Source organism: Streptomyces sp. NPDC049813, from assembly GCF_044465085.1.
In the GTDB taxonomy this organism is placed as follows: domain Bacteria; phylum Actinomycetota; class Actinomycetes; order Streptomycetales; family Streptomycetaceae; genus Streptomyces.
Map to the genome: position 1 here is coordinate 359,627 of NZ_JBITLI010000005.1, position 26,365 is coordinate 385,991.

At 71.7% G+C, this 26,365-nt stretch carries 22 protein-coding genes and 1 pseudogene; 10 read left to right on the top strand and 13 right to left on the bottom strand.

From position 1 onward, the window contains the following. Positions 1-183 precede the first annotated feature (183 nt). Entirely contained in the window at positions 184-1,056 is an 873-nt protein-coding gene (locus ACIBW6_RS14250; RefSeq protein ID WP_399059567.1) for a RimK family alpha-L-glutamate ligase, read from the top strand. Between the two features lie 136 nt (positions 1,057-1,192). Here the strand turns inward: ACIBW6_RS14250 and ACIBW6_RS14255 are convergent, their stop codons facing one another. After that, entirely contained in the window at positions 1,193-1,792 is a 600-nt protein-coding gene (locus ACIBW6_RS14255; protein ID WP_399059568.1) for a hypothetical protein, read from the bottom strand. A gap of 165 nt (positions 1,793-1,957) precedes the next feature. Here ACIBW6_RS14255 and ACIBW6_RS14260 point away from each other — a divergent pair, with 165 nt between their 5' ends. Together ACIBW6_RS14260 and ACIBW6_RS14265 are read left to right on the top strand one after the other, a co-directional pair. Next, positions 1,958-2,731, top strand: a complete 774-nt coding sequence (locus tag ACIBW6_RS14260; protein ID WP_399059569.1) for an IclR family transcriptional regulator — start codon at positions 1,958-1,960, stop codon at positions 2,729-2,731. Next, positions 2,728-3,570 carry an SMP-30/gluconolactonase/LRE family protein gene (locus ACIBW6_RS14265; RefSeq protein WP_399059570.1) on the top strand — a complete coding sequence of 281 codons (843 nt, stop codon included), beginning with the start codon at positions 2,728-2,730 and terminating at the stop codon, positions 3,568-3,570. Before ACIBW6_RS14260 ends, ACIBW6_RS14265 begins: the two co-directional genes overlap by 4 nt. A 187-nt stretch (positions 3,571-3,757) precedes the next feature. Here the strand turns inward: ACIBW6_RS14265 and ACIBW6_RS14270 are convergent, their stop codons facing one another. Then, positions 3,758-3,898, bottom strand: a complete 141-nt coding sequence (locus ACIBW6_RS14270) for a hypothetical protein (protein ID WP_399059712.1) — start codon at positions 3,896-3,898, stop codon at positions 3,758-3,760. A 178-nt stretch (positions 3,899-4,076) separates the two neighbouring features. Here ACIBW6_RS14270 and ACIBW6_RS14275 point away from each other — a divergent pair. Then, a pseudogene (locus ACIBW6_RS14275) lies at positions 4,077-4,740 on the top strand (alpha-L-arabinofuranosidase C-terminal domain-containing protein); the annotation flags it as partial. Positions 4,741-4,794: 54 nt separating this feature from the next. Here the strand turns inward: ACIBW6_RS14275 and ACIBW6_RS14280 are convergent. The 9 genes from ACIBW6_RS14280 to ACIBW6_RS14320 all read right to left on the bottom strand — a co-directional run bounded on the left by ACIBW6_RS14280 (position 4,795) and on the right by ACIBW6_RS14320 (position 18,560). Further along, a complete protein-coding gene (locus ACIBW6_RS14280; RefSeq protein WP_399059571.1) occupies positions 4,795-5,223 on the bottom strand; it encodes a hypothetical protein in 429 nt (142 codons plus the stop codon). A gap of 8 nt (positions 5,224-5,231) precedes the next feature. Beyond that, the gene (locus tag ACIBW6_RS14285; RefSeq protein WP_399059572.1) at positions 5,232-9,929 is read right to left on the bottom strand and encodes a DUF6531 domain-containing protein; all 4,698 of its coding nucleotides are present in this window, start codon (positions 9,927-9,929) and stop codon (positions 5,232-5,234) included. A gap of 113 nt (positions 9,930-10,042) precedes the next feature. After that, a complete protein-coding gene (locus ACIBW6_RS14290; protein ID WP_399059573.1) occupies positions 10,043-11,200 on the bottom strand; it encodes an aldose epimerase family protein in 1,158 nt (385 codons plus the stop codon). 74 nt (positions 11,201-11,274) lie between these two features. Continuing rightward, a complete protein-coding gene (gene mmsB, locus ACIBW6_RS14295; RefSeq protein WP_399059574.1) occupies positions 11,275-12,519 on the bottom strand; it encodes a multiple monosaccharide ABC transporter permease in 1,245 nt (414 codons plus the stop codon). Beyond that, positions 12,516-14,078 carry a multiple monosaccharide ABC transporter ATP-binding protein gene (gene mmsA / locus ACIBW6_RS14300; protein ID WP_399059575.1) on the bottom strand — a complete coding sequence of 521 codons (1,563 nt, stop codon included), beginning with the start codon at positions 14,076-14,078 and terminating at the stop codon, positions 12,516-12,518. The genes mmsB and mmsA overlap by 4 nt, the downstream gene beginning before the upstream one ends. 48 nt (positions 14,079-14,126) lie before the next feature. Further along, the gene (gene chvE, locus ACIBW6_RS14305; RefSeq protein ID WP_399059576.1) at positions 14,127-15,242 is read right to left on the bottom strand and encodes a multiple monosaccharide ABC transporter substrate-binding protein; all 1,116 of its coding nucleotides are present in this window, start codon (positions 15,240-15,242) and stop codon (positions 14,127-14,129) included. A gap of 142 nt (positions 15,243-15,384) precedes the next feature. Further along, the gene (locus ACIBW6_RS14310) at positions 15,385-16,371 is read right to left on the bottom strand and encodes a hypothetical protein (RefSeq protein WP_399059577.1); all 987 of its coding nucleotides are present in this window, start codon (positions 16,369-16,371) and stop codon (positions 15,385-15,387) included. A 30-nt stretch (positions 16,372-16,401) separates the two neighbouring features. After that, positions 16,402-17,406 (bottom strand): zinc-binding dehydrogenase, encoded by a 1,005-nt coding sequence (locus ACIBW6_RS14315; protein WP_399059578.1) that lies wholly within the window; start codon positions 17,404-17,406, stop codon positions 16,402-16,404. After that, positions 17,403-18,560 (bottom strand): mandelate racemase/muconate lactonizing enzyme family protein, encoded by a 1,158-nt coding sequence (locus tag ACIBW6_RS14320; protein ID WP_399059579.1) that lies wholly within the window; start codon positions 18,558-18,560, stop codon positions 17,403-17,405. Before ACIBW6_RS14320 ends, ACIBW6_RS14315 begins: the two co-directional genes overlap by 4 nt. Positions 18,561-18,762: 202 nt before the next feature. On the opposite strand from ACIBW6_RS14320, the gene ACIBW6_RS14325 reads away from it, so the two are divergent. Further along, positions 18,763-19,440, top strand: coding sequence for a hypothetical protein (locus ACIBW6_RS14325; RefSeq protein ID WP_399059580.1), 678 nt, complete (start codon positions 18,763-18,765; stop codon positions 19,438-19,440). Positions 19,441-19,479: 39 nt separating this feature from the next. On the opposite strand, the gene ACIBW6_RS14330 is transcribed toward ACIBW6_RS14325, so the two are convergent. After that, on the bottom strand, positions 19,480-19,917 hold the full coding sequence (locus ACIBW6_RS14330) for a MarR family winged helix-turn-helix transcriptional regulator (protein WP_399059581.1): 438 nt from the start codon (positions 19,915-19,917) through the stop codon (positions 19,480-19,482). Positions 19,918-20,079: 162 nt separating this feature from the next. Here ACIBW6_RS14330 and ACIBW6_RS14335 point away from each other — a divergent pair, with 162 nt between their 5' ends. The 4 genes from ACIBW6_RS14335 to ACIBW6_RS14350 all read left to right on the top strand — a co-directional run bounded on the left by ACIBW6_RS14335 (position 20,080) and on the right by ACIBW6_RS14350 (position 22,958). Then, entirely contained in the window at positions 20,080-21,105 is a 1,026-nt protein-coding gene (locus ACIBW6_RS14335; RefSeq protein ID WP_399059582.1) for an NADP-dependent oxidoreductase, read from the top strand. Positions 21,106-21,231: 126 nt separating this feature from the next. Then, complete coding sequence (locus ACIBW6_RS14340; RefSeq protein ID WP_399059583.1) at positions 21,232-21,654, top strand: organic hydroperoxide resistance protein; 423 nt, start codon at positions 21,232-21,234, stop codon at positions 21,652-21,654. 39 nt (positions 21,655-21,693) lie between these two features. After that, positions 21,694-22,632, top strand: a complete 939-nt coding sequence (locus ACIBW6_RS14345; protein WP_399059584.1) for an EI24 domain-containing protein — start codon at positions 21,694-21,696, stop codon at positions 22,630-22,632. Beyond that, on the top strand, positions 22,629-22,958 hold the full coding sequence (locus ACIBW6_RS14350; protein WP_399059585.1) for a YrdB family protein: 330 nt from the start codon (positions 22,629-22,631) through the stop codon (positions 22,956-22,958). The genes ACIBW6_RS14345 and ACIBW6_RS14350 overlap by 4 nt, the downstream gene beginning before the upstream one ends. 72 nt (positions 22,959-23,030) lie before the next feature. Here ACIBW6_RS14350 and ACIBW6_RS14355 read toward each other — a convergent pair whose 3' ends face one another. Beyond that, the gene (locus tag ACIBW6_RS14355; RefSeq protein WP_399059586.1) at positions 23,031-23,627 is read right to left on the bottom strand and encodes a TetR/AcrR family transcriptional regulator; all 597 of its coding nucleotides are present in this window, start codon (positions 23,625-23,627) and stop codon (positions 23,031-23,033) included. 187 nt (positions 23,628-23,814) lie between these two features. On the opposite strand from ACIBW6_RS14355, the gene ACIBW6_RS14360 reads away from it, so the two are divergent. Then, positions 23,815-26,286 (top strand): beta-glucosidase, encoded by a 2,472-nt coding sequence (locus ACIBW6_RS14360; RefSeq protein WP_399059704.1) that lies wholly within the window; start codon positions 23,815-23,817, stop codon positions 26,284-26,286. Positions 26,287-26,365: the final 79 nt, after the last annotated feature.

Sequence of the window (26,365 nt, forward strand, 5' to 3'; positions counted from 1 at the left end):
CCGCCGACGTGTTTTGCCGTACGGGGGCGGGGTGCGCGCCGTGCGGGGGGGACGAGGCCGGTCGCGGTCGGCCCCGGTCCGCGCGTTAGCCTCGCGAGGACCGCGCACGACCGCAGTTCCGCCGTGCGCCGGCCCCGCCGCGCGCGACCGGCCGGTGCGCCGTCCCTGGAGGAGCAAGCCCGTATGCCCCGCATCGCCCTCGTCACCTGCCGGCCGGCCCCGCACATCAGTGAGGACCGCGACCTGCCGCTGCTCGCCGCGGAGATAGCGAGCGCGGGGGCCGAGGCCACCGTCACGCAGTGGGACGATCCCGCGGTCGACTGGGCGGCGTTCGACCTCGTCGTCATCCGCTCCACCTGGGACTACAGCTGGCGGCGCGCGGAGTTCCTGGACTGGGCCGCACGCTGCTCGGCCCGCACCCGGCTCGCCAACCCCGTCGACGTGCTCCGCTGGAGCACCGACAAGCGCTACCTCGGCGACCTGGCCCGCGCGGGCGTACCCACCGTGCCGACGGCGTACGTCGCGCCGGGCGAGGCCGCGGAACTGCCCGCCGACGGCGAGTACGTGATCAAGCCGACGTCCGGCGCGGGCTCCCGGTATGCCGCCCGCTACACCCCGGCCGAGCGGGAGGACGCCCTGCGCCACCTGGCCCGGATGCACGCCGAGGGGCTGACCGCCATGGTGCAGCCCTACGTCGCGGGGATCGACGTGAGCGGGGAACGGGCCGTGCTCTTCTACGGGGGCTCCTACCTGCACTCCATCCGCAAGGGCGCCGTGCTCGCCCCCGGCGTCGCCTTCGACGAGCGCAAGGTCGCCCACCCGGGGCTCGAACCGTGGGAGCCGAGCGCGGCCGAACACGCGGTGGCGCAGGCCGCGTTGGCCGTCGTGCCGGGCGGGGCGGAGCAGCTGCTGTACGCGAGGGTGGACCTGGTCGACGGTCCGGACGGGCGGCCCTGCGTGATGGAGCTGGAGCTTGTCGAGCCGAACCTGTTCCTGAACGCGGTGCATCCCGGGTCGGTGCGGGCCGTCGCCGAGGCGATCCTGAAGGCGGCCTGAGCCCTGAGGGAGGGATCGGTGAGCGCGTCTGGGCCTGTCACGAGGCCGGGGTTCTGGGGGACCGGGCAGGTCAGGAGGCCGGGGTTCTGCGCGGCCGGGCTCGTCAGGAGGCCAGGGTTCTGCGGGGCCGGGCAGGTCAGGGGTCCGGGGTCGTCCAGCGCTGGAGCAGGCCCCAGGTGAACTCCGCCCGCACCAGCCGCCGGGCGCCGCTCTCGTCCGGGGCCGCGAACTCCAGGCCCCAGCGCGTCGGCGCCGAGCCCTCCAGCGGGCGCGCGGGGGCGAAGGCGCGGGCCGCCTCGTCCACCGTGCAGGACCAGGGCGTCAGATCGGCGAGGGCGCGCAGGGGCGGGGCGGGGGTGCCGGGCGCGCGGATCAGCCACTCGTTCCAGACCGCGCCCGTCGGAGAGAGCAGGACCTCGAAGCGCAGGCCGGGCCAGAGCGGCACCGGCCACAGCAGCGCCTCGCACTCCAGGTCACCGATCCTGCGGAGCAGCGTGCGCTCCGGGGCGCCGAGGATCGCGCGGTACCGGGAGAGCGCCGAACGGCCGCCGCGCGCGTGCAGCATCGCCTGCCAGCGGCGGTTCGCCTCCCGCATGTCGGCCACGCTCACGCCGAGGTCCGCGCGGGCGCTCTCCACCAGCTCCGGGTTGTGGTCGGCCATGCGGCGCAGCAGCACCAGCTGGAAGTGGAGCGGCGTGAAGGGTTCGGCTGGTCCGGCGGGGCGGGAGCGGGGCATGCCTCCATGGTCGCGCACGGCTGCGGCCCCGCTCCGGGCGCCGCGGGCCGACGGCGAAAGCCCGGGCCTCTCCTGACCCCATTGCCCGGTCAACGGGGCTGTGCGTAGCCTACGTTCGTCATGCCGACCGTCTGTTGAAATATCGAACAGGGAAGGGGGCCGGTCGTGGGACGCCTCGTACCCGCAGTGACCCGGGCTCTGGACATACTTGAGCTCTTCCTGGACGGGGACGGCACACTGTCCGCCCCCGACATCGTCCGCAAGCTACAGCTGCCCCGCACCACGGTCCACGAGCTGCTCACCACGCTCGCCGCCCGGGCGTACGTCGTGCAGGTCCCGTCCCAGCCCGGCCGCTACCGCCTCGGCGTGCGCCCCTACCAGCTCGGCAGCCGGTACGCGGAGCAGCTCGACCTCGCCGCCGAGGGCCAGCAGGTGGCGCGCACCGTCGCCGAGACCTGTGACGAGACGGTCCACGTGGCGATCCTGGAGGGCGCCGACGTCATCTACATCGCCAAGGTCGACTCCACGCACGCCGTGCGCATGGTCTCCGCGGCGGGCCGCCGGCTGCCCGCGCACTGCACCTCCGTCGGCAAGATGCTCCTCGCCTCACTGCCGGAGTCCGAGCTGGCCGCCCGCATCCCGGCCGGCGCCGAGCTGGCCGGCATGACGGAGAACAGCATCACGGACCCGGCCGCCCTTCACACGCATCTGGCCGGTATCCGGCGGCGCGGGGTCGCCGTCGAGAGCCGGGAGTCGAACCCGGACGTGTCGTGCGTCGCGGCGCCCGTGCGCGACCGCACCAACCGGGTCGTCGCCGCGCTCTCCATCTCCGTGCCGATGATCCGCTGGAGCGAGGCCCGCCAGGAGGAGCTGGCGGGCCTCGCCGTGAAGGGCGCGGCCGACCTGTCGGAGCGCCTCGGCCACCGGGGTGCGGCGTGAGGGCCGAGGTGGCGGTGCCGGAGGCGGCACGGCTGGGGGAGGGGCCCACCTGGGACGCGGCCACGGGCCGGCTGATCTGGGTGGACATCCTCGGCTCCCGTGTCCACACCTACGAGCCGGCCGGCGGGCGGCGCACGGTGCTCGCCACCGAGCAGCACGTGGGCGCCGCCAAGCCGGGCGCCGACGGCGGGCTGGTCGTCAACCTCCGGGACGGCGTGGGGCGTTACGCGCCGGACGGGGCCTTCAGCTGGCTGCACCGCGAGCCGGTGGCCGGGCGGCGGGGGAACGACGCGGCCGTCGCGCCGGACGGTGCGCTGTGGGCGGGGTCCATGGCGTACGACGAGACACCCGGCGGCGGCAACCTGATCCGGCTCGCGCCCGACGGGGCGGCGACGGAGGTCCTCGACGACGTCACCGTCTCCAACGGCACGGGCTGGAGCCCCGACGGATCGCTCATGTACTACGTCGACACGGCCACGCGGCGCATCGACGTCTTCGACGTGGCGGGCGAACGGGTCCATGGGCGGCGCGAGTTCGTCACCGTCGAGGAGAGGGCGGGGTACCCCGACGGGCTCACCGTCGACGCGGACGGGTGTGTGTGGGTGGCGTTGTGGGACGGGGCGGCGGTGCGGCGCTACACGCCGTCCGGGGTGCTGGACCGTACTGTCCGGCTGCCCGTGCGGCGGCCCACCGCCTGCGCGTTCGGCGGCGCCGGGCTGAGCGACCTGTACGTCTCGTCGGCCCGGGTGGGTCTCGACTCGCCGTCGCCGCTGGAGGGTTCGCTGCTGGTGCTGCCGGGGGCGGGGTGCGGCCTTCCCCAACCGGCGTTTGGATTCTGAACGCCGGCTGGGGCGCGCCGGGTAGGTGCGAGCGCAGTTCCCCGCGCCCCTGGGCGGTTCGTCGGCTTTCCCGGCGTGGGGCTTCTCGCGCGGTTCCCCGCGCCCCTGTGATGCGCACTTCGTGCGCCACCTCATCGGGCGCCCCTGAGGGGACAGGAACCCCCGGCAGCTAGGCGCCCTGCCCCCCTCACGTAACCCGCGCCCCGGAAGCCTCGGTGGCCTCGGTGGCCTCGGTGGACGAGTGGTTCGGCGCGTTGAAGGCGGCGAGGCGGGCTACGAGGAAGGGGTTGCAGACCCTCGGCTTGCACGCCAACGACCAGAACTTCATGTGGTGGTTCTTCGTCGCTTTCTACGCCCAGCTCGGCGGCGCCTACTTCGACGCCACCCGCACCGAGGTCACCTTCGACACCGGCAGAGCCACCCAGGTCCTGGAGTTCCTGCGCCGGCACGTCACAGACGGGTACGCGATCGCGGGCGCCGCCGACGGCGAACAGTTCCTCAACGGCGCCCGCGCCATGCGCCAGATCGACAAGGACGTCGAACTGGTCGCCTGCGGCAGCTCGGGCCGGTCCAGGAGACGTTCGCCGCATGTGAGGCGACCGTCCTGGCCGAGACCTACGACCTGGTCGACTACATATCGCTGCACGCCTACTACGAGGAGCACGACGGCGACCGGGACTCCTTCCTCGCCTCCGCGGTCGACATGGAGTCCTTCATCGAGCACGCCGTGGCGACCTGCGACCATGTCGGCGCCCGCCTCAAGTCCACGAAGAAGATCAACCTCTCCTTCGACGAGTGGAACGTCTGGTACATGTCGCGCACCGAGTCCCAGGTCGCGGCCCTGGACTGGCCCGAGGCCCCCCGCATCCTGGAGGACGTCTACTCGGTCACCGACGCGGTCGTCTTCGGCTCGCTACGCGCAGGCCGGCCGGTACGGCCGCGGCGAGGTCCTGGACGTCCGCGTCTCGGGCCCCACCTACGACACGGAGCGGCACGGCACCGCGGACCTGTGAGCACTCGGTCCTCGCCGACGCCGATCCGGACGCCCGCAACACCCGCACCGACCCGGACCGGGTGACCCCGCACGCGGGCACCGGCACGACACTGGAGGCGGGCACGCTCAGCGCGACGCTGGAGCCGCTGTCGTGGAACGTGATCCGGCCGGCGTAGACCGCGAGCCGAACCGGGCACCAGGCGGCCCCGCCGCTGCGGGGCCGACAGGCGTCACGCCCGTCGCTCCTGCTGCCCGCCCCAGGTGAACGTGTAGCGGTTCCGCTCCCGGTCGAAGGCGAGACCGGTGGCGACCCCCTCGATGCCGAATCCCTCCTGGAGGCAGGCGATGACAGCTGCCGCGGCGACCTCCTCCTGGTAGTCCGTCAGCATCGGCACGTCCCACTCGACGACCGTGACCACCAGAGCGGGAGACCCGCCGCGCACCGCGTCGAGCTGCCCGGCGACGAGCCCGAGACCGAACGCCATCCAGCGTTCGTCCTCCGCGACCATCCCCCGCGGCGGCACCCACCAGACCGCCGCACCGCCCTCCACCCGCCGCGCACCGGACGGCGCCTCGTCCATGGCCGCGACATCCAACGAGATCCGCGCGACGAGCCCCCACGGGCCGATGCGCTTCTTGTACAGGTGCGTGTACGTCATGGGTGTCCTCAGAGAAATCTCAGCCGGTCGAAGACGCGGGAGTGGAAGTAGTTCTCCGTCCCCATGTTCGTGGGACGGGTGATGTAGTCGTAGTCGTGCGGTTCGCCGCGCCCGTACATGATGCTGTGGCGGTCGATGAAGTCTTCCATCTCGGCCTCGCTCGACATGTCGCCCACGTGGGTCTGGCGCATGGCGGACAGATCCGCCTCACTCACGCGGAACGGCATGATCTCCACCTCGGCGCCGCGCCGGTCGCGCAGGAGCTGCGCGTAGCGCTCGGCCTCCTCACGTGAACTCCACGAGTACACGCCGGGACCCAGATGGGCGCGGTGGTCGGCGGCCGGCCACGGGGTGCCGTCCCGCCTGAGCCGGGCGGCGTCCTCCGGGTTCTGCACGGTGTAGAACTCCCGCTCTCCGCAAGCCGGCGCGAGGCCGAGCGGGTCGGCCTGGTGGTGCGGGTTCGTGACGTACGTCCGGGTGTTCGGTGCCGGTGCGAGGCCCAGGGGGTCACTGGTGACATACCGGGCGGTCTCCGGGTCGTAGTGGCGGAAGTAGTTGTAGTGCAGGCCCGTCTCCGGGTCGCTGTACTGGCCCGGGAAGCGGAGCGGGGTGTAGGCGTCCGCGTCGGTGTTCCAGCTGGTGGTGCCCCACACGGCGGTGCGCGTGCGCCAGGCGATGCGGCCCTCTTCGTCGACCAGTTCACGGGGGGCGCCGACGAAGTCGGTGACGATCGCGAAGAACCGCGAGTCGACCACGTCCTGCGGAGCGTCGGCCGCCGTGATGCGCTCGGTCTGGGTGACCGGTCGCAGGCCCTGGTGGTCCCAGGTCAGGGTGACGGGATGGGCCGCCCCGCGGGCCCGGGTCGTCTGTTCGCACAGCGTTGTGCCGTCCCACGTGAAGTCGACGCGTTCGACGACGGTCTCGCCGTCGGCCGCCAGGCGCAGTTTCGCCGTACGGCGGCCCAGCGGATCGTAGGTGTACTGCCAGCGGGTGCCGTCCGGGGTGGTGACCTGGGTCAACCGGTCGTCGGCGTCCCACTCGTAGCGCCAGGTGTCCGGCCTCCGGGACAGCCGTGTCTTCTGCCGCAGGATCACTCGTCCGAGGGCGTCGTGCTCGTAACGGACGTTACCGGCGCGCGTGATCCGGTCGCCCTCGTAGACCCGCGTGCCGGTGGCCTCGTGCCCGGGGTGCGAGGCGGGCCAGTGGGCTGTCGTCTGGTTGCCCGCGGCGTCGTAGGCGTACGTCTCGCTCCATCGGTCGGCGCGGACCGCGGTGATCCGGCCGACCGCATCCATCTCGAACTGCCTGGATCCGGACAGCGTGTCGTCAACCGAGGACAACCGGCCGTCGGCGCGGTAGGTGTAGGAGCGGTGTTGGAGCGTGCGGCCGTCCCGGGCGACGGCGGCCTGGGAGGTGAGCCGGCCGAGCGAGTCGTAGTGGTGGTCCAGCGCCAGGAAGTCGCCGACGTTCCGGGTGCGTTCTCGTCCCGCCGCGTCGTAGGTGATGTCGATCGAGCGGCCGGCCGCGGTCATGCCGCTGTGACGGCCCGCCGCGTCGTAGGTCCAGGTGGTGGTCGCGCCCATCGGGGTGGTGCGGCCGGAGCGACGCCCCGCACGGTCGTAGGTGTAGGTGAGCTCGCGACCGTCGACGTTCTCGGTGCGCAGCCGCCCGGCGGAGTCGCGCACATGGGACAGCCGGGTGCCCTGAGGGCCGGTGGCACCGGTGAGCCGCCCGCCGGTGTCGTAGGCGTACGTGGTGACCCGACCGTCCGCGTCCTTGCGCAGGATCCTGCCCATCGCGTCCCGCTCGAACGCGGTGGTCTGCGCGAGCGCGTTCGTGCGGGCCGTCAGGCGGCCTGCGGCGTCGTGGCGGTAACGCATCGTGCGGCCGTCGAAGTCGGTCTCCGCGGCCAGCCTGCCTGCTGCGTCATGGGTGTATGTCCAGGTCGCACCCTGGGGGTTCAGGACTCCGGTGAGGCGCAGCTCGGTGTCGTGCGTGAATTCCAGTCGTACGCCGTCAGGTGTGGTACGCGAGGCCGGCAGGTCGAAGTGGGTGTACTCGTACCTGGTCTCGCCGCCGAGCTCATCCGTGTAGGTGGTGCAGTTGCCCTCGCCGTCGTACGTCCAGGACTCGACGGCGCCGTCGGCCAGGACCCGCCGGGCGAGGTGGCCGTCGGGCGTCCATTCCATGCGGACCGTCACACCGGTGGCGTCGGTGCGGGTGACCGGACGACCGAGCGGATCGTGGGTCTGGCGGGTCGTCGCCCCGAGTGGATCGGTGATCTCGACGGGCAGCCCGGCCGCATCGCAGCGGACGGTGGTGACTTCGCCCATCGGGTCGGTGACCGAGGTGAGGCGGCCCGCCTCGTCGTGTCCGAAGTGGGTGGTCAGGCCCGCCGGAGTGGTGACGGACGTGTGGTTGCCGCGGTCGTCATAGGTGTGCCGCGTGACACCGCCGTCCGATGTGGTGATCTCGGTGGGCCTCCCGAACAGGCCGTACCGGGCGGTCGTCTCGCCTCCGTCCGCGCGCACCGCGGCGACCAGGTTGCCCTCGTCGTCGTAGCTGTGGACCGTGGTGTGTCCCAGCGCGTCGGTGCAGCTGAGGAGCCGGTCGCGCAGGTCCCAGGTCCGCGTGGTCGTGTTCCCCAGCGGGTCGGTGATCGCGATGACCTGGCCGTGCGGGTTGGCACGGTAGACGGTGGTGTGGCCGAGGGAGTCGGTGTAGGAAGCGGTGGTCGTGCCGTCTTCGTGGGGGTCGGCGTAGCTGATGCGGGAGTTCAGGAAATCGTCGCTGCCCCGGGTGGCGACGACTCGGCCCGCGCTGTCGTGGACGTAGGCGAACTTGGTGTCGTTGCTGTCGCGCCAGCCCGTGACGCGGTGGGCGTCGTCATAGCTGAAACGGGTCGGGGCGTCCGCGGCGTTGCGGACCTCCACGAGATCACCGGACCCGGCGTCGTAGGAGAAGCCACGCAGGCACAGCGGGCCGTCCTCGGTGCGGGCGTGCACGGCGGTGACCCGGTGGGTGCCGGGGGCCGTGGTCAGGGTCAGGTGGTAGCCGCCGGAGTGGGCGACGTCCGTCAGGGCGTCGTGCTCGTCCCGCTCGATGGTGATGTGATGGTGGTTGCGGTCCTCGACCCGGGTCAGCCACCATGTGCCCTCGCGCTCCTCCGCGGGTTCGAAGTGACGGGTCAGGCCGGTCCGGGGATCGTGCACCACCAGGACGTACGAGGTGCCCTGGGACAGGTACGTCAGCGCGAGTCGTTCACCCGCGGCCGGGTCGACCCGGTCGCCGACGATGTCCGGGGTGCGCGGGTAGTACAGGCTGGAGCCGTCCTCGCGGCGCCACCAGACACCCTCCGCCGGGTCCCTTTCCAGACGTTCGTCGAGAGTGGAGGCCCAGGAGGGACCGAAACTGATGCCGTGGGCGTAGCCGCTCAGGTGGGTGCGGCGCAGCGTCAGGGGCAGGATGCCGGGCAGGTCGACGTCCGTCTGCGCCATGGCCATCTGCCCACTGGCCATGTCGATCGGATCCCCGCAGAACTCCTTGTCCTTGAACGCACGGGCGTCCTTGGCCCGGTCCACCAGGTCGGGATCGTTCTTCCGGGCCGCGTCGATCGTGGGAGCGGACCCGGAACCGCTGTGGCCGTCACCGCCCTTGCCACCCCCGTCCTTCTTGCCCCCGATGATGGCCTCGACCTTGTCCCGGACGTCGTGGTCGTTGCCCTTGTGCAGCCGGGAGGTGGCCTTGGCGCGGTCCGGCACGGTCTCCGTGATGTGTTGGGCGACCTTGCCGAGCGCCTTCTCGGAGCCTTTGAGCGCACCGTGCAGCACGCTGTCGAATGCCTGGGTGAAGGGGTCGCGGCCCTTGCTGCGGCCGAACGCACTGCGCGCCTTGCCCAGGGACGTGGAGGAGGCCAGGTGCAGCTCGCCGCCGTGCTTGGAGACCTTGCCCGCGCCGTCCTCGAACTCGATGTGGTCGATCTTGGTGCGCTTGCCCCCGCCGCCGGCGGAAGCCAGCTGGAGGTCGGCCCCTCCGGCCCCTCCGGCCCCTCCGGCGCCGCCGGCCGAGGCGATGTGCATCCCGCCCTTGCCGCCGTGCCCGCCACCGCCGCTGCCGTCGCCGGACGGCATCGAGAAGGCGCCTTCGGCGAGGTCGAGCACCATGTCCTCGACCATCGCCTCCAGCTTGGCGTTGATCGGCTCCGTGATCTTGGCGAGGACCTCGTCGACGATCCGGTCCACCGCCTCGTCGATGATCCGCTTGACCACCTGCCGCATCGCCGCGACCTCACCCGCGCCGATCAGCGCGGACAGACCGCCGGTCACCACGGCAAGACCGGCCGAGATGCCCACCGACGCGGCCATGGCACCGAGTTCGATCTCGGCCTTGGTCTTCATCCCGAAGATGATGTCGGCGAGCACGTCGCAGGCGTCCGCGAACAGCCGGGCAAGTTCCGGCAGTTTCTCCAGGTGGCTGGCCTTCACCTGGTTCCAGTGCTTCTCGAACGAGTCCACGGCCCAGCCCTCGGACGAGGACAGGATGCGCGTCACCGCTTTGTGCGCGTCGCCGCCGTGTCCCTCGAACTGCTCCGCGAACTCCCGCATGGCGGTCGCCATTTCGCGGTAGTCGTCCTCGTCCACGTTCGGAAAGTTGATCCCGATGAAGTCCAGGACGTCATCGAGCCAACCCGGAATCGTGTAGCCCATCCCCCGTGCCCCCCGTGCCTGAGCGGTCCCGTCGCCGCATCCGCGTTCGAACCCTACTGGGGCGGACGTTCCCCCGCGGGGCTCCGGTTGCGGAGACGGACCCGCGGTGTGGCTCAGGAGGCGCCGAAGGAGTGCACCGTCGTCGTACGGTACGTCTCACCGGGGCGCAGCACCGTCGAGGGGAACGCGGGCTGGTTCGGGGAGTCCGGGAAGTGCTGGGTCTCCAGGCAGAGTCCGTCGCTCTGGCGGTAGGTGCGCCCGGACGGGCCGACGAGCGTGCCGTCGAGGAAGTTGCCCGAGTAGAACTGCACTCCGGGCTGGTCCGTGGCGATCCGCAGCGTGCGGCCCGAGCCCGGGTCGCGCAGGGTCGCGAAGGGCACCGGGCGGGCCGTGCTGCCCTTGTCGAGGACCCAGTTGTGGTCGAAGCCCTTCGCCGTGACGAGCTGCGGGTGAGCGACGCGGATGTCGTCGCCGATCGGCTTCGGGCGGCGGAAGTCGAAGGGGGTGCCCGCCACCTTCGCCAGCTCACCCGTCGGGATCAGCCCGGTGTCCGTGGGCGTGTAGCGGGACGCGGCGAGGGTGAGTTCGTGGTCGTAGATGCCGCCGCTGCCCTCTCCCGCAAGGTTGTAGTAGGTGTGGTTGGTGAGGTTGACGACGGTCGCTTTGTCCGTCGTCGCCTTGTAGTCGATGCGCCAGTCGCCGCGCGCGGTGAGCGTGTACGTGACCGTCACCTTGAGCGTGCCGGGGTAGCCCATCTCGCCGTCGATCGACGTGTAGTGCAGGTGCAGGCCGACGTCGGAGCCGGCCGTGAACGGCTCGACGTCCCACACCCGCGTGTTGAAGCCCTTCGCGCCGCCGTGCAGCGAGTTGGCGCCGTCGTTCACGGAGAGCTGGTGGGTCTTGCCGTCGAGGGTGAAGCGGCCGTTCGCGATGCGGTTGCCGTACCGGCCGATGGTCGCGCCGAAGAAGGTCGTCCCGGTGACGTAGCCCTCGATGTGGTCGTAGCCGAGGGAGACGTTCGCGTACCGACCGCGCCGGTCCGGGAGTTCGAGGGACTGCACGATGCCGCCGTAGGACAGGACCTTCAGGCGGGTGGTGCCGTTCGACAGGGACCAGCGGTAGATCCTCGTACCGTCGGCGAGCCTGCCGAACGGCTCCTTCGTCGGCTTTCCACGCGAGGCGGCCTGGGCGGTGCCGCCGCCGAGCGTGGTGGTGGCGGCGATGCCCGCGGCGGCGGTCACCGCGAGCACCGTACGTCTGGTCGTGTCCATCTGACGCTCCTAGTGCGGGGAGTGGTGCCTGATGACGTGCGACGTGCGACGTGCCATGTGTGGAGCGGGTGCCGTCAGGAACCCGCGCGGCGCTTGTTCCACACGTCGAAACCGACCGCGGCGAGCAGGGCGAGGCCCTTGATCACCGACTGCCAGTCGGAGCCGACGCCGAGCAGGTTCATGCCGTTGTTCAGCACACCGAGGACGAGGCCACCGATGATCGCGCCGAGGACGGTGCCGACACCGCCGCTCATGGAGGCGCCGCCGATGAAGGACGCGGCGATCGCCTCCAGCTCGAAGTTGAGACCGGCCTTCGGCGAGGCCGCGTTGAGGCGTGCGGCCACGACCAGGCCGGCCAGGGCCGCGAGGACGCCCATGTTCAGGAAGACGTAGAAGGAGACCTTCTTGTCCTTCACGCCGGAGAGCTTGGCCGCGGGGAGGTTGCCGCCGATGGCGTAGATGTGCCGGCCGAAGATCGAGTTGCGCATCAGGTAGCCGTAGCCGACGACCAGGACACCGAGGATGAGCAGGACGATCGGGGCGCCCTTGTAGCTGGCGAGCAGCATCGTCACCACGGCGATGGCGGCGACGATCGCGACCAGCTTCAGCAGGAACAGGTTGAACGGCGGCAGCTCCAGCGCGAACTCCTGCTGGCGGCGCCGGTCCCGCAGCTCCTGCACGACCACGGCCGCGGCGAGCACGACGCCGAGCAGCAGGGTGAGGTTGTGGTAGTTGGTGTTCGGGCCGACCTCGGGCAGGAAGCCGTTGCCGAGCTTGCCGAGGCCCTCCGGGAACGGGCCGAGGGTCTGCCCCTTCAGCAGGATCTCCGTGAGCCCGCGCCACACCAGCATGCCCGCCAGGGTCACGATGAAGGACGGTATGCCGCCGTACGCGATCAGCCAGCCCTGGATGCATCCCGCGGCGCCGCCCATCGCGAGGCAGATCACCGCCGCGAGTTGCCAGGGCATGTCGTGGCTGACCATGAGGACGGCGGCCGTCGACCCGACGAAGGCGGTCAGGGACCCCACCGACAGGTCGATGTGGCCGGCGATGATGACCAGCATCATGCCGATCGCGAGGATCAGGATGTAGCTGTTCTGCAGCACCAGGTTGGAGACGTTGCGCGGCAGGATCAGGTCGCCGTCCGTCCAGACGGCGAAGACGGCCACGAGCAGGCCGAGCGCGATCAGCATGCCGTACTGGCGCATGTTGCGGCGCAGCCCGTCGAGCACGAGACGCAGCAGCCCGCCCTGCCCGGTGGCTCCGTCCTTGCCCGGCGGCGCGGGGGCCGGGGACTTGTCCATCACGTCCGTGCTCATCGCGTTACCTCTTCTGTCCCGTTCTTGTCCTTGGTCATCAGGCGCATCAGGGACTCCTGCGTCGCCTCCGCGCGGGTGACCTCACCGGTCAGCCGGCCCGCGCTCATCGTGTAGATGCGGTCGCACATCCCGAGCAGCTCGGGCAGCTCGGAGGAGATGAACACCACCGCCTTGCCCTGGGCCGCGAGCCTGTCGATGACCGTGTAGATCTCGTACTTGGCGCCGACGTCGATCCCGCGGGTCGGCTCGTCGAGGATCAGCACCTCGGGCCCGGCGAAGATCCACTTGCTGAGGACGACCTTCTGCTGGTTGCCGCCCGACAGCTTGCCCACCGGTTCGAAGACCGTCGGGGCCTTGATGTTCATCGACGTGCGGTACTCCTCGGCGACCTGCCGCTCCCCGTGCTCGTCGACCACACCGCGCCTGGAGACCTTGCGCAGCGCCGCGAGGGAGATGTTGCGGTTGATGGTGTCGAGGAGGTTGAGGCCGTAGTGCTTGCGGTCCTCGGTCGCGTAGGCGATGCCGTGCCCGACGGCCTCCGCGACCGTCTTCGTGCGGATCTCCGCGCCGTCCTTGAGCACGATGCCGGCCGCGTACCGGCCGTAGGTCCGCCCGAAGACGTTCATCGCGAGTTCGGTGCGGCCAGCGCCCATCAGCCCCGCGATGCCGACGATCTCCCCGCGCCGTACGTGCAGGGAGACGTCGTCCACGACCTTGCGCTCGCGGTCCAGGGGGTGGTGCACGGTCCAGTTGCGGATCTCCAGGGCCGGTGCCGCGCCCTCCTCGGCCCGGTGCGGGGTGCGCTCGGGGAAGCGGTGCTCCAGGTCGCGGCCGACCATCCCGGAGATGATCCGGTCCTCCGAGGTCTCCTCGGCGTGCACGTCGAGGGTCTCGATGGTGCGGCCGTCCCGCAGGATCGTCACGGAGTCGGCGACGCGGCGGATCTCGTTCAGCTTGTGCGAGATGATGATCGAGGTGATGCCCTGGCCCTTCAACTCCAGGATCAGATCGAGGAGTTTGCCGGAGTCCTCGTCGTTCAGCGACGCGGTCGGCTCGTCCAGGATCAGCAGCTTCACGTCCTTGGCGAGCGCCTTGGCGATCTCCACGAGCTGCTGCTTGCCGACGCCGATGTCGCTGATCCGGGTGTTGGGGTTCTCCGCCAGGCCCACCCGGCGCAGCTGCCGGGTGGCGTGCATCAGGGTCTCCCGCCAGTCGATGAGCCCGCGCGTGGCGTGCTCGTTGCCGAGGAACATGTTCTCGGCGATCGACAAGTAGGGAACGAGCGCCAGCTCCTGGTGGATGATGACGATGCCCCGCTTCTCGGACGCGTTGATGTCCTTGAACTGGCAGGGCTCGCCTTCGAAGAGGATCTCCCCCTCGTAGCTGCCGTGCGGATGCAGGCCCGAGAGGACCTTCATCAGCGTGGACTTGCCGGCGCCGTTCTCCCCGCAGATGGCGTGGACCTCACCCTGATGTACCGTCAGGTTGACGTCCGAGAGCGCTTTCACACCGGGGAAGGTCTTGACGATCGAGCGCATTTCCAGGACGGGTCCCGCCATGGTCGTGCCCTTCAGCTAGTGGTTCGGAGCGAGTGCGGACCGGGCTGCCTACTGACCGAGGTCGGCCTTGGAGTAGTAGCCACTGGTGACGAGCTCCTTCTCGTAGTTGTCCTTGGTGACCAGGACCGGCTTCAGCAGGTACGAGGGGACGACCTTCGCGCCGTTGTCATACGTCTTGGTGTCGTTGACCGCGGGCTTCTTGTCGTGCAGCACGTCGTCGACCATGGTCACCGCGACCTTGGCCAGCTCGCGGGTGTCCTTGTAGACGGTCGAGTACTGCTGGCCCGCGACGATCGACTTCACCGAGGCGACCTCGGCGTCCTGGCCGGAGACAGCCGGCAGCGGCTTGGAGCCCGAGCCGTAGCCGTCCGACTTCAGCGCCGACAGGATGCCGATGGAGATGCCGTCGTAGGGCGAGAGGACCGCGTCCACGCGCGTGCTGCCCTTGTACGTGGAGGTCAGGATGTCGTCCATGCGCTTCTGGGCGGTGGCGCCGTCCCAGCGCAGCGTGGTGACCTGGTTGAGCTTGGTCTGGCCGGACTTGACGACGAGCTGCTTCTTGTCGATGTAGGGCTGGAGCACCTTCATCGCGCCGTTGAAGAAGTACTTGGTGTTGTTGTCGTCGTTGGAGCCGGCGAAGAGCTCGACGTTGAAGGGGCCCTTCTTGCCGCTCTCCAGGCCGAGCTTGTCGACCAGCGAACCGGCCTGCAGCTCGCCGACCTTCTCGTTGTCGAACGTCGCGTAGTAGCTGACGTCCTTGGTGTCGAGGATGAGCCGGTCGTAGGCGATGACCGGGATGTCGGCGTCGGCGGCCTGCTGGAGCACCGAGCTGAGCGACTTGTTGTCGATCGCGGCCACGATGAGCGCGGAGACGCCCTGCGTGATCATGTTCTCGATCTGCGAGACCTGCTGGTCGGGGTCGTCCTCGCCGAAGACCAGCTGGGTCTTGTACCCCTTGGCCTTCAGGGACTTCACGACGTTGTTGCCGTCGGCGATCCAGCGCTCCGAGGACTTCGTCGGCATCGCGATGCCGACCGTGGAGCCCTCGGCGCCCTTCTTGCCCTCGTCCTTGCCGCCCTCGCTGTCCTGGCCGCAGGCGGTCAGGGTGAGCGCGAGGGAGGCGGTCGCGGCTATCGCGGCCAGGGCGGCTCGGCGGTTTCGCATGGTCATCATCCTTGATGTGTGAGAGCGGAGCCCGGTCGGAGGGCCTGAAGTCACCGCTGGAGAGCGGCTGTTGACCGAGAACCAAAGTGCGTTGGATTGTGCGCGGCTCTGTCGTGTTCTGTGAAGTTGCGTGTCCAGAACGTTATTGGGCCGTGCTGAAGCGGCGGAGTTCACCCGGCAGCCGGGAGCCGAGCGGCGACATGCCGCCGCCGGCCCCGTGCCGATCGAGCAGGTCGAGCGCGAGCCGGCCCCGCCGCACCCGTTCCCGGGCGGTGTCGAGCGTGACGTCCCGCAGATGGGTGCCGTACGGATAGATGGCGGGCGCCTTGGCGAGGCCGAACTTCAGGTACAACGGCGCGCCACGGCGCACCAGTTCGGCGATCTCGTACATGCGGATGTAGCCGCCGAGGTCGTCGGGGGCCTCGACGTACATGTCCATCGGCGCCGCCGAGAGGCGGCGGATCTCGGTGAGGTGCGCGAGGGTCAGGTCGGACGGCACGTTCAGCGAGTCGGCGCCGAGCCGCTCGTACACGGCGTACGAGGCCGGGTTGACGGGTCCGATGAGCGCGGAGACCTTCAGCGTGGTGTCGGCCGGCAGGACGCCGTCGGCGCGCGCCCTGTGCAGCGTCCACAGCACGCCCTCGTCGGCGACGAGCAGGCACTTCGCGCCCAGCTCCGCCGCCCGTACGGCGTCCTCGACGCAGCCGGCGACCGCGTCGTGGCCGCGGGCGCGCAGTCCGGCGCCGCGCGAGTCGGTGCGCACGGAGGCGCCGGTGTCCCAGGTGCCGCGCGGCCCGGTGAACAGGCACAGCTCGATGTCGCGCTCGGCGGTCGCCTCGACCATCTCCAGGATCTCGGCGTCGCGCAGCATCCACACGCCGCTGCCCTGGCTGATCCGGTGGACGGGGACGTCGAGCCGCGAGGCCTCCTTCAGGACGACGCCGACGGCCTCGGGGCCCTCGACGGAGGGGATCTCCACGCGCCACGTCCCGCCGTCCGGGAAGGCGTGCGGGGAGGCGTCCGCCGGGTCCGGGGCGGGCGCGCTCAGCCCGAGGGAGGAGAGGGCGGGTTCGCCGGGTCGGCGGGGTGAGTCGGTCACGCGAGTTCCTTTGCGTTCAGCTGCGTACATCGGGGTCGGAGCCGGCGAGCGGCGGCGGGGCTACGGCCGCAGCAGGACCTTTCCGACCTTCGGATCCCCGGACCCCACCAACGCGAGGGCGTCCGCGAACCGTTCGAGCGGCCATTCGTGCGTCACCAGCGGCGCGGGATCGAGCAGCCCGGCGCCGAACGCCCGCACCGCGTGCGCCCACGCGTCGGGAGCGGCCCCGAAGACGGTCCGCACCTCCAGCTGGCGCACGACGAGATCCGTGGGGTCCAGCCCCTCGGCGCCCGCCGCGGGGATGCCGGTGAGCACCAGCCGCCCGCCCCGCCGCAGCAGGGACGCGGCGGTCCGGGCGGCCGACGCCGAACCGGCGGTCTCGATCACGACATCGATGTCCGCGGGCAGCGGGTCGGTGCGCAGCCGGAAGTCCGTCGCCCCGAACTGCCGCGAGAGCGCGGCCCGTTCGTCCCGGGTGCCGACGACGAGCAGCGCGGCGGGGGAGTGCGCGGCGAGGAACTGCACGGCGAACATCCCGAGCGTCCCGGTGCCCACCACCGCGACCCGCTCCCCGGGCCGCGCCCCGGCCTTGAGCGCCGCGGCGGCGACGCACGCGGCCGGCTCCAGGAGGGCGGCGGCGCTCAGGTCGGCGTCGTCGGGCAGGACGTGCAGCAGCCGGGCGGGGAGCACCAGCGTCGCGGCCATCGCCCCCGGCTGCGTGAAGCCCGTCTCCTCGTACCCGGCGGCGCACAGCGTCGTCTCACCGGCGTGGCAGCGGTCGCACACCTGGCAGTTGCGGAAGCCCTCGCCGACGACCTTGCGGCCGACGAGCCCGTCCGGCACGCCCTCGCCCACGGTCTCGACGACCCCGGACCACTCGTGGCCGGGCGTCAGCGGGTACCGGACGTACCCCTCGGGCCGGTTGCCCTGGTAGACCTCGCGGTCGCTGCCGCAGATCCCCACGGCGTGCACCCGCACCCGGGCCTCGCCGGGGCCGGGCGCCGCGGGCTCGTGCGGCACGAGGCGGTGCCGGCCGGGGCCGTCGACGACGACGGCGGAGCTCACCGGGACCCCTTCGGCGCGCGCTTCTCCCAGCCCTCGGCCCACAGGTCGAACCGGGCCTGCTGCTGCGGGAACTCGGCCGCCGCGTCGACGTCCAGCTCGACGCCGAGCCCGGGCGCGTGCGACAGCTCGAAGTAGCCGTCCACGACCTGCGGGGCGCCCGTGACGACCTTCTTGATCTCCGCGTCGGCGAAGTCGTTGAAGTGCTCCAGGATCTTGAAGTTGGGGGAGGTGAACCCGACCTGGAGGGAGGCGGCGGTGAGCACGGGGCCGCCCACGTTGTGCGGGGCGACCAGCATGTAGTGGGTCTCGGCGGTCGCGGCCAGCTTGCGCGTCTCCCAGATGCCGCCGAGGTGGCCGACGTCCGGCTGGAGGATGTCGACGGCCTGGCTCTCGAACAGCTCCCGGAACTCGATGCGGTCGTGGATGCGCTCGCCGGTCGCCATCGGGATGTCGACCTTGGCGGCGACCTTCTCCAGCGCCTTGAGGTTCTCCGGCGGCACCGGCTCCTCCAGCCAGGCGGGCTTGAACGGCGCCAGCTCGTTCGCCAGCCGGATCGCCGTGGCGGGGGAGAAGCGGCCGTGCATCTCCAGCATCAGCTCGGCGTCCGGCCCGATCGCGTCCCGTACGGCCTCGATCAACGAGACGGCGTACAGGGACTGCTGGTGGTCCAGCTCGTAGTGCCCGGTGCCGAACGGGTCGATCTTCAGCGCCTTGTACCCGCGCTCCATGACCGCCCGCGCGGCCTTGTGGTAGGCCTCCGGGGTCCGCTCGGTGGTGTACCAGCCGTTCGCGTACGCCTTGACCTTGTCGGTGACCTTGCCGCCGAGCAGCTGCCACACCGGAACGCCGAGCGCCTTGCCCTTGATGTCCCAACAGGCCATCTCCACCACGGCGATGCCGGACATGACGATCTCGCCGGCCCGCCCGTAGTCGCCGTACTTCATGCGCCGCACGAGGTCCTCGACGGCGAACGGGTCCGACCCCACGATGTGGTTGGCCAGCGCCTCGTTCAAGTAGCCGACGAGCGCGTCGGTGTGGCCCAGCATGCGGGTCTCGCCGACGCCGGTGATGCCCTCGTCGGTGTGCACCTGGACGTAGGTCAGGTTCCGCCAGGGCGTCCCGACCACATGCGTGCTGATTCCCGTGATGCGCAAGGCAGTTGCCCCCTGTGCCGTTCGATATTTCGTCACTCGTTCGAAATGCTGGCGTGACAGTAAGGACGGCCGCAGGGGGGTGTCAATGGTCCGGACAGAGGTTCTCCGGAGCACTCCGCCGGCCGGAACACGCTGTTCCGCACAGAAGATTCACAGCACCGGCTTTCTCCGTTACCGGCCGGGCGCCTAGCCTCCCTACGTCATGGACTACTGCCACCCGTGCCGCAGGCACCTCAACGGCGCCCTGGCCTGCCCCGGCTGCGGCACCCCCGCCGAGGCCGTGCGCGCCTACGCAGAGGCGCTCGCCGCGCACGAGTCGGCCGACGAGCCGGAGACGGAGCACGACGGCGAGTCCACCCGCCCGCGCAGCAGACGCCGTCCCCGCAGGGCGCACCGCAGGCGCCGCGGACGCATCCTGCTCGTCACGGCCGGCCTCGCCCTCGCGGCGGGCGGCCTCAGCCTCGCCGAACTGGGTACCGAGTCCTCCGGCGGCGGCGACGCGCAGGCGGCGCCGGACACCGCCGCCGCGGTCCCGGAGGCGGGCGCGGACGCCACCTCGCCGGTCTCCGACGTCCCGCGCGCCGACGAGGAGGCCCCGGCCGCCGGCGCGTCCCGCTCGCCCGGTGCCGAGGCGTCCCCGCAGGACCCGTCGGCCTCGGCGTCCCCGAGCGCGGCGCAACACAGCGGCTCCCCGTCCGCGGAGGCCACGGGCGGCGGTCAGCGGCCGGTCGACGCGCCCACGACCCGCACCGGTTCGGCCCCGGGCTCCCCGACGAGCGCCCGGCCGACCAGCGCCGACCCGCGCCCGACGACCGCGTCCCCGACCCCCGAGCCGAGCCCGACGGAGACGTGCGACCGCTTCCTGTGGTGGTGCAGGTAGGGGGACAGCCCCTGGCGGCCGGACGTCACCGGCGCGGGGTCACTGCGCCCCGACCATCGTCCGCAGCATGTCCCGCAGCGCGAGGCGCTGTTCCCGGTCGAGCCCGTTCAGCGGCTCCCGGGCGAAGTCCAGGGAGTCCCGCAGGCTCCCCGCGACGCGCGCGCCCTCCTCGGTGGCCGCGGCCAGCTTCACGCGCCGGTCGCCGGGCGAGGGCCGCCGCTCCACGAGCCCGCGCGCCTCCAGCCGGTCCACGATCCCCGTGACGTTCGACGGCTCGCACTTCAGGCGCTGGGCGATCTGCCGCATCGGCAGGGGGTCGAGCGCGAGCAGGCCGAGCACCCGGGCCTGCGCCCCGGTCAGCCCGTGCCGCGCGGCCGCCTCCTCGTACTCCTGGTGGTAGCGCGCGACGACGGCGCCGATCAGCTCGACGACTTCGCGAGTGAGCGGATCGGTGCGGCGCGGACGGGTGGCGGTCATGGATCCAGGGTACCCAGTTACTTGACATCATGAAATATTCAGGAGCATGGTTGTTTCAGGTACTGAAGTACTTGCCGTCCCCGCGGCGCACGCGTCGCCCGCGGCGGTGTACCTCATCCGTACCGCCGAACCGCCTCCCCTATGCGACGAAGGATCCAGCGCATGCCCGCCGAGACCCCCCAGATCCCCGCCACCGGCCGCGAGTGGGCCCTGATCAGCCGTCCCGTCGGCTGGCCCGAGCCCACGGACTTCGAGCTGCGCGAGGCCCCGGTCGTCGAGCCGGGCCCCGGCCAGGTCCTGGTCAGGAACCGCTACGTGTCGGTCGACCCGTACATGCGCGGCCGGATGAGCGCCGCGAAGTCGTACGTGGCCCCCTATGAGCTGGGCAAGGCCATGCAGGCCGGCGCCGTCGGCGAGGTCATCGCCTCGAACGACGAGGGCGTCGCGGTCGGCGACCACGTCCTGCACTTCTTCGGCTGGCGCGAGTACGCGACGTTCGACGCGAAGCAGGCCGTGAAGGTCGACCCCGAGGCCGCGCCGCTGTCGACGTACCTCGGCGTGCTCGGCATGACGGGCCTCACCGCGTACGCGGGCCTGCTGCGCACGCTCTCCTTCAAGGAGGGCGACAGCGTCTTCGTCTCGGGTGCCGCGGGCGCGGTCGGCGGCCAGGTCGGCCAGATCGCCAAGCTCAAGGGTGCCTCGCGCGTCATCGGCTCGGCCGGCTCCGACGAGAAGGTCAAGCTGCTCCTGGAGGAGTACGGCTTCGACGCGGCCTTCAACTACAAGTCGGGCAACGTCCACGAGCTGCTGAAGGAAGCGGCCCCGGACGGCATCGACACGTACTTCGACAACGTCGGCGGCGACCACCTGGAGGCGGCCATCGCACGCCTCAACCGCGACGGCCGGATCGCCATCTGCGGCGCGATCTCCGTCTACAACAACACCGAGCCGGCCCCCGGCCCGCGCAACCTCTCCCGGCTCATCCAGACCCGCGGCCGCATCGAGGGCTTCCTCGTCGGCGACCACTACGATCTGCAGCCGCAGTTCGTCCAGGAGGTCGGCGCCTGGGTCCGCTCCGGCGAGCTGAAGTACCGCGAGACGGTCGTCGAGGGCATCGAGAACAACCTGGAGGCCTTCCTCGGCGTCCTGCGCGGCGACAACACGGGCAAGATGGTCGTCAAGCTCTGAACGCCCGCGCTCCATGGTGGCCCCCGGTTCTGTGACGGGGGCCACTTTCGTTCCCGGTGGCATTCGCTACGCTGTTTCCATCAGACGGATGCAACTTTCCGCATATTGGAATGAGGGAGTACGGGTATGGCCATCACGCAGGACGACGTCGTCTACACCGCCGTAGCCACCGCCGAGAACGGCCGCGACGGCCGCGTCTCCACCGACGACGGCAAGCTCGACGTCGTCGTCAACCCGCCCAAGGAGCAGGGTGGTTCGGGCGCGGGCACCAACCCGGAGCAGCTCTTCGCGGCCGGCTACAGCGCCTGCTTCCAGGGCGCCCTGGCCGTCGTGGCCCGCCAGGAGGGCATCGACATCGCCGGTTCGACCGTCACCGCGAAGGTCGGCATCGGCAAGAACGACGACGGCTTCGGCCTGATCGTCGAGATCTCGGCGACCATCCCGAACGCGGACGCGGCCACCGCCACGTCCCTCGTCGAGAAGGCCCACCAGGTCTGCCCGTACTCGAAGGCGACCCGCGGCAACATCACGGTCACGCTCTCGGTCTGACCGTCGAACGGCCCCGGCCCGTCCCGTAAGGTGAGCGCCATGCGTGATCTCGGGGCGGGCTTCGGCTATTTGATGAAGGGGCAGCGCTGGGTCGCCCGGCACGGCAGACAGTACGGCTGGAGCCTGCTGCCCGGCCTCATCACCCTCGTCCTGTACGCGGCCGCCCTGGTCTGCCTGGCCATATGGGGCGCCGACTTCGTCGGCTGGGCGACCCCCTTCGCGGACGACTGGTCGTCCCCCTGGCAGGGGCTCTTCCGCGGCCTGCTGACCGCTGTCCTGTTCGCCCTGGCCCTGCTCCTGGCGGTGCTGACCTTCACCGCCGTCACGCTCCTGATCGGCCAGCCGTTCTACGAGTCCCTCTCCGAGCGCGTCGACCTCGCCGAGGGCGGGCACGCCCCGGAGTCCGGCCTGCCGCTCTGGCGCGAGCTGTGGATCTCCGCCCGCGACAGCCTGCGCATCCTCGTCCGGGCCTGCCTGTGGGGCATCCTGCTCTTCGCGCTCGGCTTCCTGCCCTTCGTCGGCCAGACGGTCGTCCCGGTCCTCGGCTTCTTCGTGACGGGCTTCTTCCTCTCCGAGGAGCTGACCGCCGTGGCCCTGCAGCGGCGCGGGGTCCAACTCCGGGACCGCCTCGCCCTGTTGCGCTCGCGCAAGGGCCTCGCGTGGGGCTTCGGGGCGCCCCTCGCGGTGGCGTTCCTGGTCCCGGTGGTGGCGGTGTTCCTGATGCCGGGAGCGGTGGCGGGAGCGACGTTGATGGTGCGTGACATGGAGGCGGCGGGGGCGCGGGGTCCCGGCCGGCCGACCACGGACGACCCGCGCCCGGGATCCGACGGTTGCGGGGATGGCGGCCCGCGTCCGGGATCCGACGGTTACGGGGATGGCGGCCTGCGCCCGGGGCCCGACGGTTACGGGGATGGTGGCCCGCGCCCGGGGCCCGACGGTCATGGGGCGCCCGGGACCCGGCGGGGGTTGACCGCATGAAGACAGCGAACCTGGGCGTCCTCTTCCTCATAGAGCTGGCCGCCCTGGCGGCCGTAGGCGCCTACGGCTTCACCCGCGACGTGGCCGCGCCGCTGGCCTGGCTCTACGGACTGCTCGGGCTGGCCGCCATGATCACGACCTGGGCCCTCTTCGGTTCGCAGAAGGCCGCCCACAAGACCCGGGGCGCGACCCGCGTCGCCTTCGAGACCGTCTGGTTCGGCGCGGGGGTCGCGGCCCTGGTCCTGTCCGGTGCGTATGTCTGGGCGGCGGTTCTGGCGGTGGTCTGTGCGCTGAGCAAGGCGCTCGCGGTCCACTGGAACCAGTAGGGCCGGCGGGGCCAGTAGAGCCGGCGGGGCCAGTAGAACCGGCGGGGCCAGTAGGCGCGGCCGGGGCGGCGGTCAGTCCTCCGGTGGTGCCGGCTCGCCGAGCAGCGCCAGGAAGTCGCGGAACGCGCCGGGCATGTCCACCGACTCCGGATCGAGCAGCCACTGGTACTGCAGGCCGTCCATCACGGCGACGAGCAGCGGCGCGGCCCGCTCCGGGGTCAGCCCGCCCGGCAGCCGCTCCCCGTACTCGGCGCGCAGCACCTCCGCCATCGACGCGCGCACGTCGGCGTAGCGATCGGTGAAGAACCCGCGCGCCGGATGCCCCTCGGTGACGGACTCCCCGAGCAGCGCCGCGAAGGTCTGCACGATCCCCGGCCGCATCGCGTTGTACTCGACCAGCGAGCCGAGCAGGTCGAGCCGCCACTGCGAGTTCGGTACCGCGTCCCACTGGTCGCGGTCCGCGAGCACCGCGACGAGCAGCGCCTCCTTCGTCGGGAAGTGGTGCAGCAGCCCCTGCTGGGTCAGGCCCACGCGCTCGGCGACGGCCGCGAGGCTCGCCCCGCGGTACCCGCGCTCGGCGATCACCTCGAACGCGGACCGCAGGATCGCTGCCCTGCGCTCCTCGCTCCGGGCGGTTCTGGTGCTGCTCATGCCGTCACCGTACGACATCGCACGGGGCCTTCCGGATACGCATGATTACGGCAGGGTAACGAAACCTACCGCGCTACAAGGGTCGGGTGCAGGATGGGAGGTGCTGTTGACGGACCCGCTGACCGCGCTGACCGCGCTGACCGCGCTGACCGCGCTGACCGCGCTGACCGCGCTGACCGCGATGACCGCGATGAGGAGAGCCGGTATGACGACCCAGGCAGACGCAGACGGTTTTAGCGGCGGCGGAGCCGGTGGTGGCGAGGACGCGGCCCGCGAGGCGGTGGTCGAGGCCGCGCTCGGCAAGCTCGACCTCGACGCCAAGGCGCGGCTGCTCGCGGGCCAGGACATGTGGTCACTGCCCGCGCTCCCCGAGATCGGGCTGGCCTCGCTCGTCATGTCCGACGGCCCCATCGGCGTCCGGGGCGTGCGCTGGACCGCCGACGACCCCTCGATCGCCCTGCCGTCGCCGACGGCGCTCGCCGCGACCTGGGACCCCGCGCTCGCGCGCCGGGCGGGCGCCCTGCTCGCCCAGGAGGCCCGCCGCAAAGGCGTCCACGTCCTGCTCGCCCCGACCGTGAACCTGCACCGCTCCCCGCTCGGCGGCCGCCACTTCGAGGCGTACAGCGAGGACCCGCTGCTCACCGGCGCCATCGGCACCGGCTACGTCCAGGGCGTCCAGTCCGGCGGCGTCGGCACCACCGTCAAGCACTTCGTCGCCAACGACGCCGAGACCGACCGCTTCACCGTCGACAACCGCGTCTCCGCGCGCGCCCTGCGCGAGCTGTACCTCGCCCCCTTCGAGACCATCGTCCGCGACGCCCGCCCGTGGGGCGTCATGACCGCCTACAACACGGTCAACGGCACGACGATGACCGAGCACCGCCACCTCGTCGAGGAGGTCCTGCGCGGCGAATGGGGCTTCGACGGCGTCAACGTCTCGGACTGGCTCGCCGCCCGCTCCACCACCGGCGCCCTGCGCGGCGGCCTCGACATCGCCATGCCCGGCCCGCAGACGGTTTACGGGCCCGCCCTCGCCGCCGCCGTCCGGGCCGGGGAGGCCACCGAGAGCGAGGTCGACGAGGCCGTGCGCAACGTCCTGCGGCTCGCCGCCCGCGTCGGCGCCCTCGACGGCGCGGAGCCGGTGGTGCCCGCGCGGGCGCTCCCGGCCGACACCGACGGCGCGGCCCTGGCCCGCGAGATCGCCCGCCGCGCCTTCGTCCTCGTCCGCAACACCGGCGTCCTGCCGCTGCGCGGGGACGCGCGGATCGCCCTCATCGGCGCCGCCGCCCGCGACGCCCGCATCCTCGGCGGCGGCTCCGCCACCGTCTTCCCCGACCACGTCGTCTCCCCGCTCGACGGCCTGCGCGCGGCGGCGGAATCCGTCAGCCACACCGTCGGCGCCGACCCGAGCGACGAACTCGCCGCCGCCGATCAGGGGTTCGCCCTGCGAGCGGTCTGCCGCGACGCCGACGGCACCGTCCTCGGCGAAGGCTCGCTGCCCAGCGGCCACCTCCAGTGGATGGGCGACGACCTGCCCGCCGGTGTCACCTACGAGACGCTGCACAGCATCGAGATCAAGGGCACCTTCACCCCGCGCGTGAGCGGCGACCACGCCTTCGGCACCCGCGGGCTCGGCGCCTTCACCCTCACCGTCGACGGCACTGTCCTCTACGACGGCGTACAGCCCATGGGCAACGAGACCGACCCCTTCGAGGCCTTCTTCGGCGCCCCGCTGGAACGCGGCACGGCGACGCTGACCGAGGGCGAACCCGTCGAGGTCTCCCTGCTCCACCCGCTCGACACGTCCCTCGCCATGCCGCTCCCCGCCGTGATCTTCAGCCTCACCCACCTCGAACCGCGCCGCGACGCCGACGCCCTGATCGCCGAAGCGGTCGAGGCCGCCCGGGACGCCGAGGCCGCCGTCGTCGTGGTCGCCACCACCGAACGCGTCGAGTCCGAGGGCTTCGACCGTGCCGACCTGCGCCTGCCCGGCCGCCAGGACGACCTCGTCCGAGCCGTCGCCGCCGCCAACCCGAACACCGTCGTGGTCGTCAACTCCGGCTCCCCGGTGGAGTTGCCGTGGCGCGAGGAGGTCGCGGCCGTGCTGCTCGGCTGGTTCCCCGGCCAGGAGGGTGGCGCCGCGCTCGCCGACGTCCTGCTGGGCGCCGAGGAGCCGGGCGGCCGGCTGCCCACCACCTGGGGCGCGCTCGCCGACGCCCCCGTCACCCAGGTGACGCCGACGGACGGGCGGCTCGACTACACCGAGGACGTCTTCATCGGCTACCGCGCCTGGGACCGGGCCGGGGCCACGCCCGCCTACCCGTTCGGCCACGGCCTCGGCTACACCGAGTGGACCTACGAGTCCCTCGACGTCACCGGCACCACCGCCACCGTCCGCGTCCGCAACAGCGGCGCCCGCCCCGGCCGCGAGACCGTCCAGCTCTACCTCGCCCCGGCCGAACCCGACCCGGCCCGCCCGGCCCGCTGGCTGGCCGGCTTCGCGAGCGTCACGGCCGCCCCCGGCGAGAGCGTCGAGGCCGTCGTCGAACTCCCGCGCCGCGCCTTCGAGATCTGGGACGAGACGGCACACGCCTGGACGCGCCGCCCCGGCACCTACGAACTGACCGCGGGCCGCTCCCTCACGGACACCCGCGTCAGCGAGACCCTCATCGCCTGAGGACCGGCATCGCCTGAGGACCGGCCCGCGACGACGGCCTCGCTGAAGGACGGCCTCGCCGAGTGACGGCCTCACCGAG

Excerpts from the sequence above, each read along its gene's own strand:
- ACIBW6_RS14250 (WP_399059567.1), top strand. The coding sequence starts at position 184 with ATGCCCCGCATCGCCCTCGTCACCTGCCGGCCGGCCCCGCACATCAGT.
- ACIBW6_RS14255 (WP_399059568.1), bottom strand. The coding sequence starts at position 1,792 with ATGCCCCGCTCCCGCCCCGCCGGACCAGCCGAACCCTTCACGCCGCTC.
- ACIBW6_RS14270 (WP_399059712.1), bottom strand. The coding sequence starts at position 3,898 with ATGAAGTTCTGGTCGTTGGCGTGCAAGCCGAGGGTCTGCAACCCCTTC.
- ACIBW6_RS14280 (WP_399059571.1), bottom strand. The coding sequence starts at position 5,223 with ATGACGTACACGCACCTGTACAAGAAGCGCATCGGCCCGTGGGGGCTC.
- ACIBW6_RS14285 (WP_399059572.1), bottom strand. The coding sequence starts at position 9,929 with ATGGGCTACACGATTCCGGGTTGGCTCGATGACGTCCTGGACTTCATC.
- ACIBW6_RS14290 (WP_399059573.1), bottom strand. The coding sequence starts at position 11,200 with ATGGACACGACCAGACGTACGGTGCTCGCGGTGACCGCCGCCGCGGGC.
- mmsB (WP_399059574.1), bottom strand. The coding sequence starts at position 12,519 with ATGAGCACGGACGTGATGGACAAGTCCCCGGCCCCCGCGCCGCCGGGC.
- mmsA (WP_399059575.1), bottom strand. The coding sequence starts at position 14,078 with ATGGCGGGACCCGTCCTGGAAATGCGCTCGATCGTCAAGACCTTCCCC.
- chvE (WP_399059576.1), bottom strand. The coding sequence starts at position 15,242 with ATGCGAAACCGCCGAGCCGCCCTGGCCGCGATAGCCGCGACCGCCTCC.
- ACIBW6_RS14310 (WP_399059577.1), bottom strand. The coding sequence starts at position 16,371 with ATGTACGCAGCTGAACGCAAAGGAACTCGCGTGACCGACTCACCCCGC.
- ACIBW6_RS14325 (WP_399059580.1), top strand. The coding sequence starts at position 18,763 with ATGGACTACTGCCACCCGTGCCGCAGGCACCTCAACGGCGCCCTGGCC.
- ACIBW6_RS14330 (WP_399059581.1), bottom strand. The coding sequence starts at position 19,917 with ATGACCGCCACCCGTCCGCGCCGCACCGATCCGCTCACTCGCGAAGTC.
- ACIBW6_RS14335 (WP_399059582.1), top strand. The coding sequence starts at position 20,080 with ATGCCCGCCGAGACCCCCCAGATCCCCGCCACCGGCCGCGAGTGGGCC.
- ACIBW6_RS14340 (WP_399059583.1), top strand. The coding sequence starts at position 21,232 with ATGGCCATCACGCAGGACGACGTCGTCTACACCGCCGTAGCCACCGCC.
- ACIBW6_RS14345 (WP_399059584.1), top strand. The coding sequence starts at position 21,694 with ATGCGTGATCTCGGGGCGGGCTTCGGCTATTTGATGAAGGGGCAGCGC.
- ACIBW6_RS14350 (WP_399059585.1), top strand. The coding sequence starts at position 22,629 with ATGAAGACAGCGAACCTGGGCGTCCTCTTCCTCATAGAGCTGGCCGCC.
- ACIBW6_RS14355 (WP_399059586.1), bottom strand. The coding sequence starts at position 23,627 with ATGTCGTACGGTGACGGCATGAGCAGCACCAGAACCGCCCGGAGCGAG.
- ACIBW6_RS14360 (WP_399059704.1), top strand. The coding sequence starts at position 23,815 with ATGACGACCCAGGCAGACGCAGACGGTTTTAGCGGCGGCGGAGCCGGT.